We start from the raw sequence: 14845 nt of genomic DNA on the forward strand, positions 1-14845 counted from the left end.
ATCTCTCTTCGATAACGTCTGCGTGATCATTCGGTGGAGTGTGGAACGTATCAACGGGGACCGTGCGTTCCTGATGACGTAGCCGAGCGGACGTGAGTGCGGAAGCGGATCTACAACCACGGGGGTGGCAGGAGCGGCGTACGCACAGGTGCGCCGGGAGAGACGACGAAGGGGCCGCAGCATCATGGCTGGACTCGCCGAATCCGGGTCGAACCCTGACGTCGACCTGCTGTACGACATCAATGGCCTGGCCAAGGACGCGCCAGGGTGGTTCGACCGGGTCATGGAGTTCGTGGGTGAGTACGGGCTGCTGCTCGCCATCGTCCTGCTCGTGGTCTGGTGCTGGTGGACCGTGCGGCGCCGGGGGGACGAGGACGCGGCGTCCTCCGTCGCGGCGCTGATCTGGGCGCCGCTGGCGGCGGGGATCGCCGTGCTGGTGAACGTTCCGATACGGGGGTTCGTGGAGCGGCCGCGGCCGTTCCTCGACCATCAGGGGCTCGAGGTGCTGGTCTCGGGCAAGACCGACTACTCGTTCGTGAGCGACCACGCGACGATCGTGATGGCGATGGCGGTGGGGCTGTTCGTCGCTCACCGGAAGTTCGGGCTGGTCGCGTTGGTGCTGGCGGTGTTCGGCGGGTTCATCCGGGTCTACATGGGTGTGCACTATCCGACGGATGTCGTGGGTGGGTTCGCGCTGGGTACGGCTGTGGCGTTGCTGTTGTCGCCGGTGGCTATGGCGTTGTTGACGCCGGTCGTTCGGGCCGTGGAGCGGTCGCCTCGGGTGGGGTGGCTGGTGCGGGCTCGTGGGCGTGGGGTCGGTGACGGGGAGGGTGCGGTGATTCCCGGGGCTCGGCGGGAGCAGGCGTCTGAGCGGGACCTTGCCGCGTAGTAGTGCTGGGTGTTGGTGCTGGGGGCGGGTGGGTGCGCAGCCCGGCGTAGCGGGGTGCCGCTGCGCCCACCCGTGCCGCCCCTAGCGGCACGCATGCCCGCAGCTAGGGGGTGGGGGGCGGCGCGGATGCCCGCGGTTCAGGCCTACAGTGCCTGGGGATACGTGAAGAAGCGGTTGGGGTCGTACTGGTTCTTGAGTTTTGTCAGGCGGGTCGCCGCGTCTCCGTAGTACGCCTTGCGCCAGTTCGTCAGGGTCGGGTCCGTGTAGTTCTGGTAGGCCGCGCCCGAGGCGTGGGGGCGCATGGACTTGTGGGCCGAGGCCAGCCAGTCGCGGGCCGTGGCGCCCGTCGTGCCCGGGCGCCAGGCGGCGATGTACTGGGCCAGCATGCGCGAGCGGCGGTGGACGAAGGCCGTGGAGGTGGGGGAGACGCGGTTGACCGCTCCGCCCAGCGCGGTGAGCGCGATGCTGCCCGTGCCGCCGCGTACCGAGCCGATCTGCGCCAGCAGCGTGCGGATGCCGGCCGCGGAGAGGGAGCGGTCGAAGAAGTCCGATGCCGCGGCGTACGTCTCGCGGCCCAGCGCGCCCTTCGGGGAGCGGCCCGGGGTCGAGCCGGGCAGATGGCACTGGGCGTCCGTCGGGAACGAGGAGCAGCCGGCGTACACCTCCATCGACTCCTCGTAGGAGCGCCGCTTCAGGGAGACGCTGCTCGCCGGGGCGCCGACGCGGTCGGCGAGACGGTCCACCGCGTTCTTGAGCTCGCCATAGGTGCCGAGGGAGAACGCCGCGACGGAGACGGTCGGCCTGCCGCCGGCGGCGCTCGCCAGATGGAGGGACGACCAGATCTCGTCCGGCTGTGACGGTCCCCACTCCTGCCAGGCCTTCACCACCGCGGCGGCCTTCGACGAGGGCCAGGACAGATACGCCGAGACACCCTGCGGTGCCGGGTGGGTCTTGAAGTGCAGTTCCGTGACGACGCCGAAGTTGCCGTTGCCGGCGCCGCGCAGGGCCCAGAAGAGGTCCTTGTTCTCGCGGGCGTTGGCGGTGAGCTGCTTGCCGTCCGCGGTGATCAGCGTGGCCTGGGTGAGGCTGTCGCAGGTCAGGCCGTACGCGCGGGAGACCACGCCGTGTCCGCCGCCGAGGGTGAGTCCGGAGACGCCGACGGTGGGGCAGGAGCCGGCGGGGATCGTGACGCCCTTCGCGGCCAGGGCGCGGTAGACGTCGATGAGTTTGGCGCCGGCGCCGACCACCGCGGTGCTGCCGGAGGACCGGACGCGGTTGAGCTTCGAGACGTCGATGATCAGGCGGCCGTCGCCCGAGGACCAGCCGGCGTAGGAGTGGCCGCCGTTGCGGATCGCCACGCGCAAGGAGTGGGCGCGGGCGTAGGCCAGGGCCGTGCGGATGTCGTCCGGGTGGTCCACGTACGCGACCGCGGCGGGCTTGAGGGTGTCGAAGCGGGTGTTGTAGAGCTGCCGGGCCGTGGTCCAGGCGGAGTCGCCCGGGCGGACGAGGGGGCCGTCGAGGTCGCGGGCGAGGGCGGACCAGTTGGCGGCGGTGACGTTCGACCTGGTGCTGGTGGCCGCGGTCCTGGCGGTGGCTCTGGCCCCGGCGCCCGCGTCCGACTTCGTGCAGGCGGTGGTGAAGGGTGTCGCGGCTGCGGCGATGCCTGCCGTGCCGGCTGCGAGGAATGTACGCCGTTCCATGGGGCCTCCCGGTGGTTCCGTCGTGGGAGACGGGGCCGTGGGGGGTGAGGGTTCCATGGTGTCCGGGGTGTCCGGCCTTGTCAGCCCGCCGCGTGCTTCTCCGCGTCCGTGCGCGCCTGGCTTCTCGCTCTTCTGGCCGGGCCGCGCCAGCCGCAGGTGCAGTGGGCCATGCAGAAGCGGCCCTTCTCCGTTGTCGTCGTCAGGTGTTCCGGCCCGTCCCGCTGCGCCACGCGGACCACGTTACCCACCGCAGGTAAAGGGTTCGCATGGTCACAGCCGCGTCCTCGCGTGACGGGGGGCACATACCCGTCGTTATCCGGAGCAACGAGGGGGCCCGTGACGGACGTACCGGCTGGGGGTAGGCAGGCGATGACTGGGCGGCAGCGGGAACGGTGGCACAGGCGGACGGGTGCGGCGGTCGTCGCGGCCGGGCTCGTGGCCGGGGCGGGGCTGGGGGCCGGCGGGTGTTCGGGCGGTGACGCGGCCGCCGGTGACTCCCGCGGCGGGGACGCGGTCGTCGTGCTGCACCGGGCCGCCGACCGGCTGGTGGCGGCGGGGAGTTCGAAGGCCCGTACGTCGATGGAGATGGCGTCCGGAGGCACCCGGGTGACCATCCGGGGCGCCGGGGTCTACGACTACCGGAAGCGGATGGGGCGGCTGAAGGTGCTGCTGCCGCAGGATCCCGCGGGGGCCATGGAGCATCGGCCCATCACCGAACTGCTCGCGCCCGGGGCGTTGTTCATGAAGAACCGGGGCGCCGGTGTGCCGCCGGACAAGTGGGTGCGGGTGGACACGCGGACCCTGTCCGACGGGAACCTCGTCACGGGCGGGGCCACCGATCCGTTCGCGGCGGCCGAGGTGCTGCGCGGGACGCGGACGGCGACATATGTGGGCAGGACCGAGGTCGCGGGCACCGGGGTGCGGCACTACCGGGGGACGGCCGATCTGGGTGTTGCCGCGAAGCGGGCCTCCGGCGGCAACGAAGGGGCCCTGGCCGCGGCGGCGAAAGGGTTCGCCACGGCAGAGGTGCCGTTCGACGCCTACCTCGACGACGAGGGCCGTATCCGCAAGGTGCGGCACCGGTTCAGCTTCGTGGGCGGGCAGCAGAAGAGCCCCGTCGCCGTCGCCTCGACCACGCTGCTCTACGCTTTCGGGGCTTCGGTGCGCGTACGGTTGCCGGACGACGACGACATCTACGCGGGCAAGATCGCCGAGAACTGACCGGCGTGAACTAGCCCGTCCGTGCCATGCGCGGTGTGTAGGCCGCTCCCTACTCTAGGAAGTCGGTAACGGCAGAGACGAGGTGATGCACGTGGCTCCGGTCGGCGGTACGGCAGTTAGGGACTACGTGGCCCTCGCCGAGATCGAGCTGTGCGGAGAGCTGATCATCGCGGCCTCGGCCGCGCACGAGGAGCGGCTCAGCCTGCAGAGCATCGACGAGGTGCTGAAAGTGGCCGAGGAGCGGGACGCCTCGGCCGCCCGGAGGTAGCCGGCTCACGTCCGCAGCATGCGGGCGATCGCCTGGGTCGCCTCCTTGACCTTCGCGTCGATCTCGTCGCCGCCCTTGAGGGCCGCGTCCGCGACGCAGTGGCGCAGGTGCTCCTCCAGCAGTTGCAGGGCGAAGGACTGCAGGGCCTTGGTGGAGGCGGAGACCTGCGTGAGTATGTCGATGCAGTAGACGTCCTCGTCGACCATGCGCTGCAGGCCGCGGATCTGGCCCTCGATGCGGCGCAGGCGCTTGAGGTGTTCGTCCTTCTGCTTGTGGTACCCGTGAACGCCGGTGTCGGTGACATTTCCGACATCGGTGGCGTCGGTCACGTCCGTCATCGGGTCCTCCTGGTGGGCAGTGAGCCGACATATACCCCTGGTGGGTATATGGTACCGAACTTTGCTGGGTATACGGCCCCTCGGACCGCCCCCGTGCTCACCACTGTGCCCGATGGGCGACACTGGGGGGCGGCCCGATAGCCGTGGCCGGATGATGCGCCTAGCATCGGCCTGACCGAAACCGAAGCACCCCGAGGACCCCAACGTGCGCTTTCGTCTGACCCCCAGGGAGACGAGCTTCTACGACATGTTCGCCGCTTCCGCGGACAACATCGTCACGGGCTCGAAGCTCCTGATGGAACTGCTCGGGGCGGACGCATCCGCCCGGGCCGAGATCGCAGAGCGTATGCGGGCAGCGGAACACGCAGGTGACGACGCCACGCACGCGATCTTCCACCAGCTGAACTCCTCGTTCATCACGCCGTTCGACCGCGAGGACATCTACTCCCTCGCCTCGTCCCTCGACGACATCATGGACTTCATGGAGGAGGCCGTCGACCTGGTCGTCCTCTACAACGTCGAGGAACTGCCCAAGGGCGTCGACCAGCAGATCGAGGTACTGGCGCGCGCTGCCGAACTGACGGCCGAAGCGATGCCGCATCTGCGCACGATGGAGAACCTCACCGAGTACTGGATCGAGGTCAACCGGCTGGAGAACCAGGCCGACCAGATCCACCGCAAGCTGCTCGCGCACCTCTTCAACGGCAAGTACGACGCCATGGAGGTCCTCAAGCTGAAGCAGATCGTGGACGTACTGGAAGAGGCGGCGGACGCGTTCGAGCACGTGGCGAACACGGTGGAGACCATCGCCGTCAAGGAGTCCTGAGCCCTACATGGACACCTTTGCTCTGGTCGTGACCATCGCGGTCGCGCTCTTCTTCACGTACACCAACGGCTTCCACGACTCGGCGAACGCGATCGCGACGTCCGTGTCGACGCGGGCGCTGACGCCGCGGGCCGCGCTGGCCATGGCCGCGGTGATGAACCTCGCCGGCGCGTTCATGGGCTCCGGGGTCGCCAAGACCGTCAGCGAGGGGCTGATCCAGACGCCCGTCGGGTCGAAGGGGATGGGGATCCTCTTCGCCGCGCTGGTGGGCGCCATCGTCTGGAACCTCATCACCTGGTACTTCGGGCTGCCCTCGTCCTCCTCGCACGCGCTGTTCGGCGGCATGGTGGGCGCGGCGCTGGCCGGTGGGACGACGGTCTACTGGAGCGGGGTGCTGGAGAAGGTCGTCATCCCGATGTTCATCTCCCCCGTGGTCGGTCTGCTGGCCGGCTATCTGGTGATGACCGCGATCATGTGGATCTTCCGCAAGGCCAACCCGCACAAGGCCAAGAGGGGTTTCCGCATAGCCCAGACCGTCTCGGCGGCGGGTATGGCGCTGGGGCACGGTCTGCAGGACGCGCAGAAGACGATGGGCATCGTGGTGATGGCGCTCGTCATCGCGGATGTCGAGGACTACGGCGATCCCATTCCGGTGTGGGTGAAGATCGCCTGTGCGGTGATGCTGTCGCTGGGTACGTACGCCGGTGGCTGGCGGATCATGCGGACGCTGGGGCGGAAGATCATCGAGCTGGATCCGCCGCAGGGGTTCGCGGCGGAGACCACGGGTGCGTCGATCATGTTCACCACGGCGTTCCTGTTCAAGGCGCCGATCTCCACGACGCATGTGATCACTTCCGCGATCATGGGTGTGGGGGCGACGAAGCGGGTGAACGCCGTGCGGTGGGGTGTCGCCAAGAACATCATCCTGGGCTGGTTCATCACTATGCCGGCGGCCGCGCTTGTGGCTGCGGCGTCGTTCGGGATCGTGAATCTGGCGTTTCTGTAGCTCGGTGAGTCTGTGCCGGGGCCGGGTGGGTGCGCAGCCCGGCGGTGCGGGGTGCCGCTGCGCCCACCCGTGCCGCCCCTAGCGGCACGCATGCCCGCAGCGGGGGGGCGTAGCGGGGGCGGCGCGCATGCCCGTAGCTGAGCACTGTGCGAAAAGGCCCGCCCCTGGGAGTAGGGGCGGGCCCTTTTTGGCCTCGCGGTGGCACCGCCATGCAGCACCGCGAGGAGTCTTCGCGGACGGGCCGGATCAGCCGAAGCGGCCGGAGATGTAGTCCTCGGTGGCCTGGACCGACGGGTTGGAGAAGATGCGCTCCGTCTCGTCGATCTCGATGAGCTTGCCGGGCTGGCCGACGGCCGCGAGGTTGAAGAACGCCGTGCGGTCGGAGACGCGCGCCGCCTGCTGCATGTTGTGCGTCACGATGACGATCGTGAAGCGCTCCTTGAGCTCGCCGATCAGGTCCTCGATGGCGAGGGTGGAGATCGGGTCGAGCGCCGAGCAGGGCTCGTCCATGAGGAGCACGTTCGGCTCGACCGCGATCGCCCGCGCGATGCACAGACGCTGCTGCTGACCGCCGGAGAGGCCGGAGCCGGGCTTGTTCAGGCGGTCCTTGACCTCGTTCCAGAGGTTCGCGCCCTTGAGGGAGCGCTCGACGACGTCGGCGAGCTCGCTCTTCTTGTAGCTGCCGTTCAGCCGCAGGCCCGCCGCCACGTTGTCGAAGATCGACATCGTGGGGAACGGGTTCGGCCGCTGGAACACCATGCCGACCTCACGGCGCACGGACACCGGGTCGATGCCCGTGCCGTAGAGGTCCTCGTCGTCCAGGAGGACCTTGCCCTCGACCCGGCCGCCGGACGTCACCTCGTGCATGCGGTTCAGCGTGCGCAGGAACGTCGACTTGCCGCAGCCGGACGGGCCGATGAACGCCGTCACCGAGCGCGGCTCGACGGTCATCGAGATGTCCTCGATCGCCTTGTGGGATCCGTAGTAGGCGGTCAGTCCGCTTACGTCGATTCGCTTGGCCATTACTTCTTCACTTCCAGACTCAGACGGTCGCTGTGGTCGCCACGCGGCGGTAGCCGCACATCGATGCTTTAGCGACCGGTCTTCGGGGCCTTCCAGCGGGCGATACCGCGGGCCACCAGGTTCAGGAGCATCACAAAGGCGATCAGGGTGAGCGACGCCGCCCAGGCGCGGTCGTACGCCGCGCCGGAGCCCGCGCTGTTCGCGTACTGCTGGTAGATGTACAGCGGCAGCGAGGCCTGCGCACCCTCGAACGGGTTCGGGTTGATCAAGGGGTTGCCCCACACCAGCAGCAGGACCGGGGCGGTCTCGCCGGCGATGCGGGCGATCGACAGCATGATGCCCGTGGTGATGCCGCCGATGGAGGTCGGCAGGACCACCTTCAGGATGGTGCGCCACTTCGGTACGCCGAGCGCCAGGGAGGCCTCGCGCAGCTCGTTCGGGACGAGCTTGAGCATCTCCTCCGTGGAGCGGACGACGACCGGCATCATCAGGATGGCCAGGGCCAGCGAGCCGGCGAAGCCGAAGGGCTGCATCTCGAAGATCAGCATGAGGCTGAGGATGAACAGACCCGCGACGATCGACGGGATACCGGTCATGACGTCGACGAAGAACGTGATGGCCTTGGAGAGTGCGCCCTGGCCGTACTCCACGAGGTAGATCGCGGTGAGCACGCCGATCGGCGCGGCGATCAGCGTGGCGAGACCGACCTGCTCCAGGGTGCCGAGGATGGCGTGGTAGATGCCGCCGCCGGGCTCGGTGTCGGCGACGATCCCCATGGAGTGCGTCAGGAAGTAGATGTCGAGGACCTTCACACCGCGCGTGATCGTCGACCACACCAGCGAGGCCAGCGGGATGACGGCGAGGAGGAAGGCGACCCAGACGAGGGAGGTCGCGATGCGGTCCTTGGCCTGTCGCTTGCCCTCGACGGCCGTGGCGATGGCGTACGTGCCGACGACGTAGAGGATCGCGGCGATCAGGCCCCACTGGACCCGGCTGCCCAGGCCGGCGCCGGCGCCGATGCCGATCGCGACGGCGACGGAGCCGGCGGCGATGGCGTAGGGGGACCACTTGGGCAGGCGGGCGCCGCGCAGGGTGCTGGGGCCCTTCGGGGTGATGGATGCGGTGCTCATGCGTTGGCCCCCGAGTACTCCTTGCGGCGGGCGATGATCGCGCGGGCCGCGCCGTTGACCACCAGCGTGATGACGAACAGGACCAGACCGGAGGCGATCAGCGCGTCCTGGCTGAAGACACTGGCCTCACCGAACTTGCTGGCGATGTTCTGCGCGAACGTGCCGCCGCCCGGGTTGAGCAGGCTGGCCTGGATGTCGAAGGTCGGGGAGAGCACGGTGGCGACGGCCATCGTCTCGCCGAGGGCGCGGCCGAGGCCGAGCATCGAGGCGGAGATGACGCCGGAGCGGCCGAAGGGGATGACCGCCATGCGGATCACTTCCCAGCGGGTGGCGCCGAGCGCCAGGGCCGCTTCCTCGTGCATCTGCGGGACCTGGCGGAAGACCTCGCGGCTCACGTTGGTGATGATCGGCAGGATCATGATCGCGAGCAGGATGCCGACGGTCAGCATCGAACGGGCGGGGCCGCCCTCCCAGGAGAACAGGCCGGTCCAGCCGAGGTAGTCGTTCAGCCAGCCGAAGAGGCCGTTCATGTTCGGCACGAGGATCAGGGCGCCCCACAGGCCGTACACGATGGACGGCACGGCGGCGAGCAGGTCGATCACGTAGGCGATCGGGCCGCTCAGCTTGCGCGGGGCGTAGTGCGTGAGGAACAGCGCGATGGAGACGGCGATCGGGACCGCGATGACCATGGCGATGATCGAGGAGACCACCGTGCCGAAGGCCAGGACGGCGATGCCGAAGACCGGCGGGGTGGCGTTGGTGTCCCACTGGAAGGTGGTGAGGAAGTTGCCCTCGTCCTTGCTGATCGCGAGGGAGGCGCGGTAGGTGAGGAAGGCCGCGATCGCGGCCATGATCACCAGCAGCAGGATGCCGGAGCCGCGGGAGAGACCCAGGAAGATCCGGTCTCCGGGCCGGGTGACCCCGCGCGCGGCGCGCTTGTCGACGGTGGGCTGTGGTGCGGGGGGTGGTGCGTCGGTTATCTGTGTTGATGTGTCCATCAGGTTCTCCGGTCTGCGGAGCCGTGTGCGCTGTGCGGTGGCTCTGCGGAGCCGTACGGGACGTACGGCCACTGGCGGCGGTGCACCGGACGGTGCGGCCCGGTCCCCGCGAGGAGACCGGGCCGCACTCGGATCAGCTCAGGCCCTCGATGGTGGTGCGGACCTGGGAGATGATGTCGGCGGGGATCGGCGCGTAGTCGTTCTCGGCGAGGACCTTCTGGCCCTCCTCGGAGGCGACGTAGCGCAGGAACGCCTTGGTGGCGGGCAGCGTGTCGGACTTGTTGCCCTTGTCGCAGACGATCTCGTACGTGACGAGGACCATCGGGTAGGCGCCCTCGGCCTTGGTGCCGTAGTTCAGCTCCAGGGCGAGGTCCTTGCCCGTGCCGACGACCTTGGCCTCGGAGATGGCCTTGGTGGCGTTCTCCACGGTGGCCTTGACCGGCTGGGCGGCACCCGTGTCGAGGTCGACGGTCTTCATGCCGTCCTTGGCGTACGACAGCTCGAAGTAGCTGATGGCGCCGTTGGTCTGCTTCACCTGCTGGGCGAGACCGGAGGAGCCGGAGGCGGACTGGCCGCCCTTGGCCTGCCAGGTCTTGCCGCCGTCGTAGGGCCAGTCCTTCTTGGCGGTGGCCATCAGGTACTTGGTGAAGTTGTCCGTGGTGCCGGAGTCGTCCGAGCGGTGGAACGCCTGGATCTTGAGGTCCGGAAGCTTCGCCTCGGGGTTCAGCTTCTTGATCGCCGGGTCGTTCCAGTTGGTGATCTCGTTGTTGAAGATCTTCGCCAGGGTCGAGGCGTCCAGGACGAGGTTGTCCACGCCGTTGACGTTGTAGCCGACCGCGATCGGGCCGCCGACCATCGGCAGGTCGATGCCCTGGCCGCCGGAGCAGACCTTCTTGGAGGCCGCGACCTCTTCGGGCTTGAGCGCCGAGTCGGAGCCGGCGAAGGCGACGCGGCCCTGGGTGAACGCGGTGACGCCGGCGCCGGAGCCGCCGCCCTTGTAGTTGATCTGCACGCCCTGGCAGGCGACGGCGAACTGCTTGACCCAGGCGTCGATCGCGTTCTTCTGCGCGGAGGAGCCGTCGGCCAGCAGCTGGCCCTTGGCGTCGTCGCACTTGATGCTGCCGGGCTTGGCGGCCGCGGACGAGCCACCGCCGCTGGTGCCCGTGTCGTCGGAGCCGCACGCCGTGAGGGCCAGGGCGCCGGAGACGGCGAGAGCACCGAGAGCGAGGGCCCGCCGGTTCATGCGCTGAAGCTTCACTTGAGTTCCTTCCAGGAGCCGCCGTCCTGATTCGGCGGCGTGCGAAGTCTGGGTGACGCGGGACGCTGACACGCGGCTGGCGCGGTTCGCGTCGGGTAAGGCTGAAATTAGGCAGATCAGGTGAAGGCGCCTATGGCCGTAAATGAACGAGGGGTGAACCCCTGTCGAAGGTGTGGTTAGGTCACGGAACGCTTACGGGGAGAGCACGTGCCGGTTCCGCTTTCCGCACCGGACAAGGAGAGCAGCGCGTCGACGTAGGGACGGTCGTGGGGCTGCGTGAGACGGGCCCGGGCGGCGGCGGGTGTCAGCCACAGGACCCGGTCCACCTCGTCCGTCGGGGAAAACTCGCAGGATATCGCCTCTGCCGCCCAGTAGCGCACCTGCTTGGGGCGGCCGTTCGCGAGGTAGTGCTGGGTGGGCAGCTCGGCGCCCGGCACGGCCCGGCAGCCCGTCTCCTCCGCCACCTCGCGCAGGGCACCGGCGAGTGCCTCCTCGTCGCGCTTGAGCTTGCCCTTCGGCCAGGACCAGTCGTCGTATTTCGGCCGGTGGACGAGGCAGACCTCCAGCTCGGCCGTGACGGGGGAGCGGCGCCACAGAACGCAGCCGGCCGCCTGGACCGTGGTGTCGTCGGGGGAGCTCACGTGACCGCCTCCTCGATGGCGTGGCCGGTCATGACCTGCTGACGGATTCCTTCTGCCAGCACTGCTGGAACGCGAAACGCGCCGCCTCGACCTCGTGGCGCTGGTCGGCGTGGAGCACGCCGAGGGCGTACGCCGTCGCGGGGGCGATGCGGGGAGTACGCGCCGCCTGGGCCGCCGCTGCCGCCGCCTCCGAGGCGTCGCGGTGGCGGTTCAGGGCCTGGCCGGCGGAGAGCAGACGCAGATCGACGACGCCGTTGCCGTTGGGCTCGCCGCGCAGGGCCTCGCGGGCGTAGCGGTGCAGGCGCAGCAGCAGGCGGACCTGGTGCCACGGGGCGTCCTGCGGATGCGGGACCGTGTCCGGGGACAGGCCGTGGATGAGCGCCGCGGCGTTGTACGGGTTTCCCGCGGTGACGAGGGGGAGGGCGGCCACGGCGTCCGTGAGGCGGCCCTCCGCCGCCGTGGCGAGGGGGCGCAGGTCGGTGGTGCCGGCGGTCTTGGTGAGGGGAACCTCGCTGGCCAGGACCGCGACCTTGTCCGCGATGGCGTGGAATCGGCTGCTTCCCAGGGCCTGCAGGGCCGTGGAGTGGGCCCGGGTGCGGGCGAGGTTGAGCTGGCGGTCGAGCAGGGCGCCCGCTTTCGCCGCGCCCACGGTGAGGTTGCCGCGCTCCGGTGCCGAGGCCGGGTGGGCCGCCGCACCGGCCTTGGCGGGTGCGGCGGCGCCCGCCGCCTGGGCCGGGAACGCCGTGGAGCCCGACAGGCGGTGCAGCGCGTTCAGCAGTCGCTCCAGGCGGGCGGTGTACGCGTGTTCCATGGCCAGGGTTCCCGAGACCCAGGCCAGTTCCGGGCGCATGCCCTCGCACCAGTCCGTGTCCAGGAGGGACTGGAACGTGTGCAGGCTGGAGCTGATACGGCGGGCCGAGCGGCGCAGTGCCCGCGCCGCGTCGGCGGACCCCTCCGAGCCGCCCGCGCCCGACCCCGTCTCGCGGTGCAGGCGCAGCGCCCGGAGGAACTCCGTGGCCTGGGCCCGCAGGTAGCCCGCGAGGGCGTCCCCGGTGGGGGCGGGGGCGGCCAGGGGGTTCTTCGGGTCAAGGTGTCGCTGTGCCACGCCGGCGCCTCCGCGCGTCTATGAGCATCTCCTGGACGTTGCGCAGAGGCTGGCCGTCCGCGTCGGTCGCATGCCGGGTCCAGTCGCCGTCCGGGCCGAGGTGCCAGGAGGCGGTGCCGTCGGACATGCCGGTCTCCAGCAGCCGGTTCAGCGCTGCCCGGTGGGCCGGGTCGGTGACCCTGACCAGGGCCTCTATCCGGCGGTCGAGGTTGCGGTGCATCATGTCGGCGCTGCCGATCCACACCTCGGGCTCGCCGCCGTTGCCGAAGCCGAACACCCGGGAGTGCTCCAGGAAGCGGCCGAGGATCGAGCGGACCCGGATGTTCTCCGACAGACCCGCCACGCCCGGGCGCAGCGCGCAGATGCCGCGCACCCACACGTCGACCGGCACGCCCGCCTGGGCCGCGCGGTAGCAGGCGTCGATGACGGCCTCGTCGACCATCGAGTTGACCTTGATACGGACGTGCGCGGGGCGTCCCGCGCGGTGGTGCTGTATCTCCTTGTTGATCCGCGCGACCAGGCCGTCGCGCAGCGACTTGGGGGCGACCAGGAGACGGCGGTAGGTCTCGCGGCGGGAGTAGCCGGAGAGCCGGTTGAAGAGGTCCGAGAGGTCAGCGCCGACCTGCGGGTCGGCCGTGAGCAGACCGAGGTCCTCGTAGAGACGGGCCGTCTTCGGGTGGTAGTTGCCGGTGCCGACGTGGCTGTAGCGGCGGAGCGTGTCGCCCTCCTGGCGGACCACCAGCGACAGCTTGCAGTGGGTCTTCAGGCCGACCAGGCCGTAGACCACGTGGCAGCCGGACTCCTCCAGCTTGCGCGCCCACTTGATGTTGGCGTGCTCGTCGAAGCGGGCCTTGATCTCGACCAGGACCAGGACCTGCTTGCCGGACTCGGCGGCCTCGATGAGGGCGTCGACTATGGGGGAGTCGCCCGAGGTCCGGTACAGGGTCTGCTTGATCGCGAGGACGTCCGGGTCGCCGGCCGCCTGCTCCAGGAAGGCCTGCACGGAGGTGGAGAACGAGTCGTACGGGTGGTGCAGCAGGACGTCCCGCTCCCGGAGCGCGGCGAAGATGTCCGGCGCGGACGCCGACTCGACCTCGGCGAGGTCGCGGTGGGTGCCGGCGACGAACTTGCGGTACTTCAGCTCCGGCCGGTCCAGGGAGGCGATCCGGAACAGGCCCGTGAGGTCCAGCGGACCCGGCAGCGGGTAGACCTCGGCCTCGCTGATCTTCAGCTCGCGCACCAGCAGGTCCAGGACCTCGCGGTCGATGGACTCCTCGACCTCCAGGCGCACCGGCGGCCCGAAGCGGCGCCGCATGAGCTCCTTCTCCAGGGCCTGGAGCAGGTTCTCCGCGTCGTCCTCCTCGACCTCCAGGTCCTCGTTCCTGGTCAGGCGGAAGGCGTGGTGCTCCAGGACCTCCATGCCCGGGAACAGCTCCTCCAGGTGGGCGGCGATGACGTCCTCGATGGGGACGTAGCGGCCCGGGGAGCTCTCCAGGAAGCGGGACAGCAGCGGCGGCACCTTGACGCGGGCGAAGTGCTTGTGGCCCGTTACCGGGTTCCGTACGACGACGGCCAGGTTCAGGGACAGGCCGGAGATGTACGGGAAGGGGTGCGCCGGGTCGACCGCCAGCGGGGTCAGCACGGGGAAGATCTGGTGCCGGAACAGGGTGAACAGGCGGGCCTGCTCCTTCTCCTGCAACTCGTTCCAGCGGACCAGGTGGATGCCCTCCTCCGCGAGGGCGGGGGCGACGTCCTCGTGGTAGCAGGCCGCGTGCCGGGCCATGAGCTCGCGGGAGCGGGCCCAGATCATCTCCAGGACGTCACGGGGCTGGAGGCCGGATGCGGAGCGGGTGGCCACGCCGGTGGCGATACGGCGCTTCAGACCGGCCACCCGGACCATGAAGAACTCGTCCAGGTTGCTGGCGAAGATCGCGAGGAAGTTGGCCCGCTCCAGCAGGGGGGTGTTCGGGTCCTCGGCGAGTTCGAGGACGCGCTCGTTGAACGCGAGCCAGCTGCGTTCCCGGTCGAGGAACCGGCCCTGTGGCAGCTGCTCGCCGTCGACCTGAGACTCCTCGTATGCGTCGAGGTCGGCATCGATGTCGGGTTCGAGGTCGGAGACGGCCGCCGCGATGGTGTGCGGGCGGTGGGCCGCGATGGAGCCCACGGAGGGCTGCGCGTGCTGGACCTGTGCCTGGGTGTTCGGCTGGCTCATGGACCCATTCTTCCGCGCCGCGAGCATCACGGGCGCGTCGGACAGCGCGGGAGGGAGCGGGGGCGTCACATGAGTGTTCCCGTTCCCCGCAGGCCCCTCTCGGGGTGGCGAAGGCTCTGGCACTGCGGGATTCATTGGCCGAGCGTCGCAAGCTCGTCTGAATCGATGGTTACGGAGACATGACGTGCGGGATAGCGGGGGGCGGCTCGCGGGGGTCCATCGGGCCGTGC

Annotated in this window: 15 protein-coding genes; 5 read left to right on the plus strand and 10 right to left on the minus strand. The window is 69.7% G+C overall.

The window, feature by feature from the left end:
- Positions 1 to 184: 184 nt before the first annotated feature.
- Positions 185 to 889 (plus strand): phosphatase PAP2 family protein, encoded by a 705-nt coding sequence (locus ACIBK5_RS41005; RefSeq protein WP_399028152.1) that lies wholly within the window; start codon positions 185 to 187, stop codon positions 887 to 889.
- Positions 890 to 1032: 143 nt separating this feature from the next.
- On the opposite strand, the gene ACIBK5_RS41010 is transcribed toward ACIBK5_RS41005, so the two are convergent.
- Together ACIBK5_RS41010 and ACIBK5_RS41015 are read right to left on the minus strand one after the other, a co-directional pair.
- Positions 1033 to 2589 (minus strand): FAD-binding oxidoreductase, encoded by a 1557-nt coding sequence (locus ACIBK5_RS41010; protein WP_399028154.1) that lies wholly within the window; start codon positions 2587 to 2589, stop codon positions 1033 to 1035.
- Between the two features lie 80 nt (positions 2590 to 2669).
- Positions 2670 to 2819 (minus strand): hypothetical protein, encoded by a 150-nt coding sequence (locus ACIBK5_RS41015; protein ID WP_382494748.1) that lies wholly within the window; start codon positions 2817 to 2819, stop codon positions 2670 to 2672.
- A gap of 139 nt (positions 2820 to 2958) precedes the next feature.
- Here ACIBK5_RS41015 and ACIBK5_RS41020 point away from each other — a divergent pair, with 139 nt between their 5' ends.
- Together ACIBK5_RS41020 and ACIBK5_RS41025 are read left to right on the plus strand one after the other, a co-directional pair.
- The gene (locus tag ACIBK5_RS41020) at positions 2959 to 3810 is read left to right on the plus strand and encodes a hypothetical protein (protein ID WP_399028157.1); all 852 of its coding nucleotides are present in this window, start codon (positions 2959 to 2961) and stop codon (positions 3808 to 3810) included.
- Between the two features lie 85 nt (positions 3811 to 3895).
- Entirely contained in the window at positions 3896 to 4078 is a 183-nt protein-coding gene (locus tag ACIBK5_RS41025; RefSeq protein ID WP_399028159.1) for a hypothetical protein, read from the plus strand.
- Positions 4079 to 4083: 5 nt separating this feature from the next.
- On the opposite strand, the gene ACIBK5_RS41030 is transcribed toward ACIBK5_RS41025, so the two are convergent.
- Positions 4084 to 4416 carry a metal-sensitive transcriptional regulator gene (locus ACIBK5_RS41030; protein WP_382494753.1) on the minus strand — a complete coding sequence of 111 codons (333 nt, stop codon included), beginning with the start codon at positions 4414 to 4416 and terminating at the stop codon, positions 4084 to 4086.
- A gap of 205 nt (positions 4417 to 4621) precedes the next feature.
- Between ACIBK5_RS41030 and ACIBK5_RS41035 the strand changes: the two genes are divergently transcribed.
- Positions 4622 to 5242 (plus strand): DUF47 domain-containing protein, encoded by a 621-nt coding sequence (locus ACIBK5_RS41035; protein WP_059418711.1) that lies wholly within the window; start codon positions 4622 to 4624, stop codon positions 5240 to 5242.
- 7 nt (positions 5243 to 5249) lie between these two features.
- Entirely contained in the window at positions 5250 to 6248 is a 999-nt protein-coding gene (locus tag ACIBK5_RS41040; protein WP_382494755.1) for an anion permease, read from the plus strand.
- A gap of 246 nt (positions 6249 to 6494) precedes the next feature.
- On the opposite strand, the gene pstB is transcribed toward ACIBK5_RS41040, so the two are convergent.
- The 7 genes from pstB to ACIBK5_RS41075 all read right to left on the minus strand — a co-directional run bounded on the left by pstB (position 6495) and on the right by ACIBK5_RS41075 (position 14750).
- Positions 6495 to 7271, minus strand: a complete 777-nt coding sequence (gene pstB / locus ACIBK5_RS41045) for a phosphate ABC transporter ATP-binding protein PstB (RefSeq protein ID WP_003991265.1) — start codon at positions 7269 to 7271, stop codon at positions 6495 to 6497.
- Positions 7272 to 7339: 68 nt separating this feature from the next.
- Positions 7340 to 8401, minus strand: a complete 1062-nt coding sequence (gene pstA, locus ACIBK5_RS41050; RefSeq protein ID WP_399028161.1) for a phosphate ABC transporter permease PstA — start codon at positions 8399 to 8401, stop codon at positions 7340 to 7342.
- Positions 8398 to 9399: a phosphate ABC transporter permease subunit PstC gene (pstC, locus tag ACIBK5_RS41055; RefSeq protein WP_399028163.1), complete on the minus strand. Its 1002-nt coding sequence runs from the start codon at positions 9397 to 9399 to the stop codon at positions 8398 to 8400. The genes pstA and pstC overlap by 4 nt, the downstream gene beginning before the upstream one ends.
- 133 nt (positions 9400 to 9532) lie before the next feature.
- A complete protein-coding gene (gene pstS, locus ACIBK5_RS41060; protein ID WP_399028165.1) occupies positions 9533 to 10657 on the minus strand; it encodes a phosphate ABC transporter substrate-binding protein PstS in 1125 nt (374 codons plus the stop codon).
- 176 nt (positions 10658 to 10833) lie between these two features.
- The gene (locus ACIBK5_RS41065; RefSeq protein WP_399028167.1) at positions 10834 to 11298 is read right to left on the minus strand and encodes an NUDIX hydrolase; all 465 of its coding nucleotides are present in this window, start codon (positions 11296 to 11298) and stop codon (positions 10834 to 10836) included.
- A gap of 28 nt (positions 11299 to 11326) precedes the next feature.
- Positions 11327 to 12403 carry a CHAD domain-containing protein gene (locus ACIBK5_RS41070; protein WP_399028169.1) on the minus strand — a complete coding sequence of 359 codons (1077 nt, stop codon included), beginning with the start codon at positions 12401 to 12403 and terminating at the stop codon, positions 11327 to 11329.
- A complete protein-coding gene (locus tag ACIBK5_RS41075; protein ID WP_399028171.1) occupies positions 12384 to 14750 on the minus strand; it encodes an RNA degradosome polyphosphate kinase in 2367 nt (788 codons plus the stop codon). Before ACIBK5_RS41075 ends, ACIBK5_RS41070 begins: the two co-directional genes overlap by 20 nt.
- Positions 14751 to 14845: the final 95 nt, after the last annotated feature.

Origin of the sequence: Streptomyces sp. NPDC050546 (assembly GCF_044457425.1) — a bacterium.
GTDB lineage: Bacteria > Actinomycetota > Actinomycetes > Streptomycetales > Streptomycetaceae > Streptomyces.

Excerpts from the sequence above, each read along its gene's own strand:
- ACIBK5_RS41005 (WP_399028152.1), top strand. The coding sequence starts at position 185 with ATGGCTGGACTCGCCGAATCCGGGTCGAACCCTGACGTCGACCTGCTG.
- ACIBK5_RS41075 (WP_399028171.1), bottom strand. The coding sequence starts at position 14,750 with ATGAATCCCGCAGTGCCAGAGCCTTCGCCACCCCGAGAGGGGCCTGCG.
- ACIBK5_RS41010 (WP_399028154.1), bottom strand. The coding sequence starts at position 2,589 with ATGGAACGGCGTACATTCCTCGCAGCCGGCACGGCAGGCATCGCCGCA.
- ACIBK5_RS41030 (WP_382494753.1), bottom strand. The coding sequence starts at position 4,416 with ATGACGGACGTGACCGACGCCACCGATGTCGGAAATGTCACCGACACC.
- ACIBK5_RS41020 (WP_399028157.1), top strand. The coding sequence starts at position 2,959 with ATGACTGGGCGGCAGCGGGAACGGTGGCACAGGCGGACGGGTGCGGCG.
- pstB (WP_003991265.1), bottom strand. The coding sequence starts at position 7,271 with ATGGCCAAGCGAATCGACGTAAGCGGACTGACCGCCTACTACGGATCC.
- ACIBK5_RS41025 (WP_399028159.1), top strand. The coding sequence starts at position 3,896 with ATGCACGTGGCTCCGGTCGGCGGTACGGCAGTTAGGGACTACGTGGCC.
- pstA (WP_399028161.1), bottom strand. The coding sequence starts at position 8,401 with ATGAGCACCGCATCCATCACCCCGAAGGGCCCCAGCACCCTGCGCGGC.
- ACIBK5_RS41040 (WP_382494755.1), top strand. The coding sequence starts at position 5,250 with ATGGACACCTTTGCTCTGGTCGTGACCATCGCGGTCGCGCTCTTCTTC.
- pstC (WP_399028163.1), bottom strand. The coding sequence starts at position 9,399 with ATGGACACATCAACACAGATAACCGACGCACCACCCCCCGCACCACAG.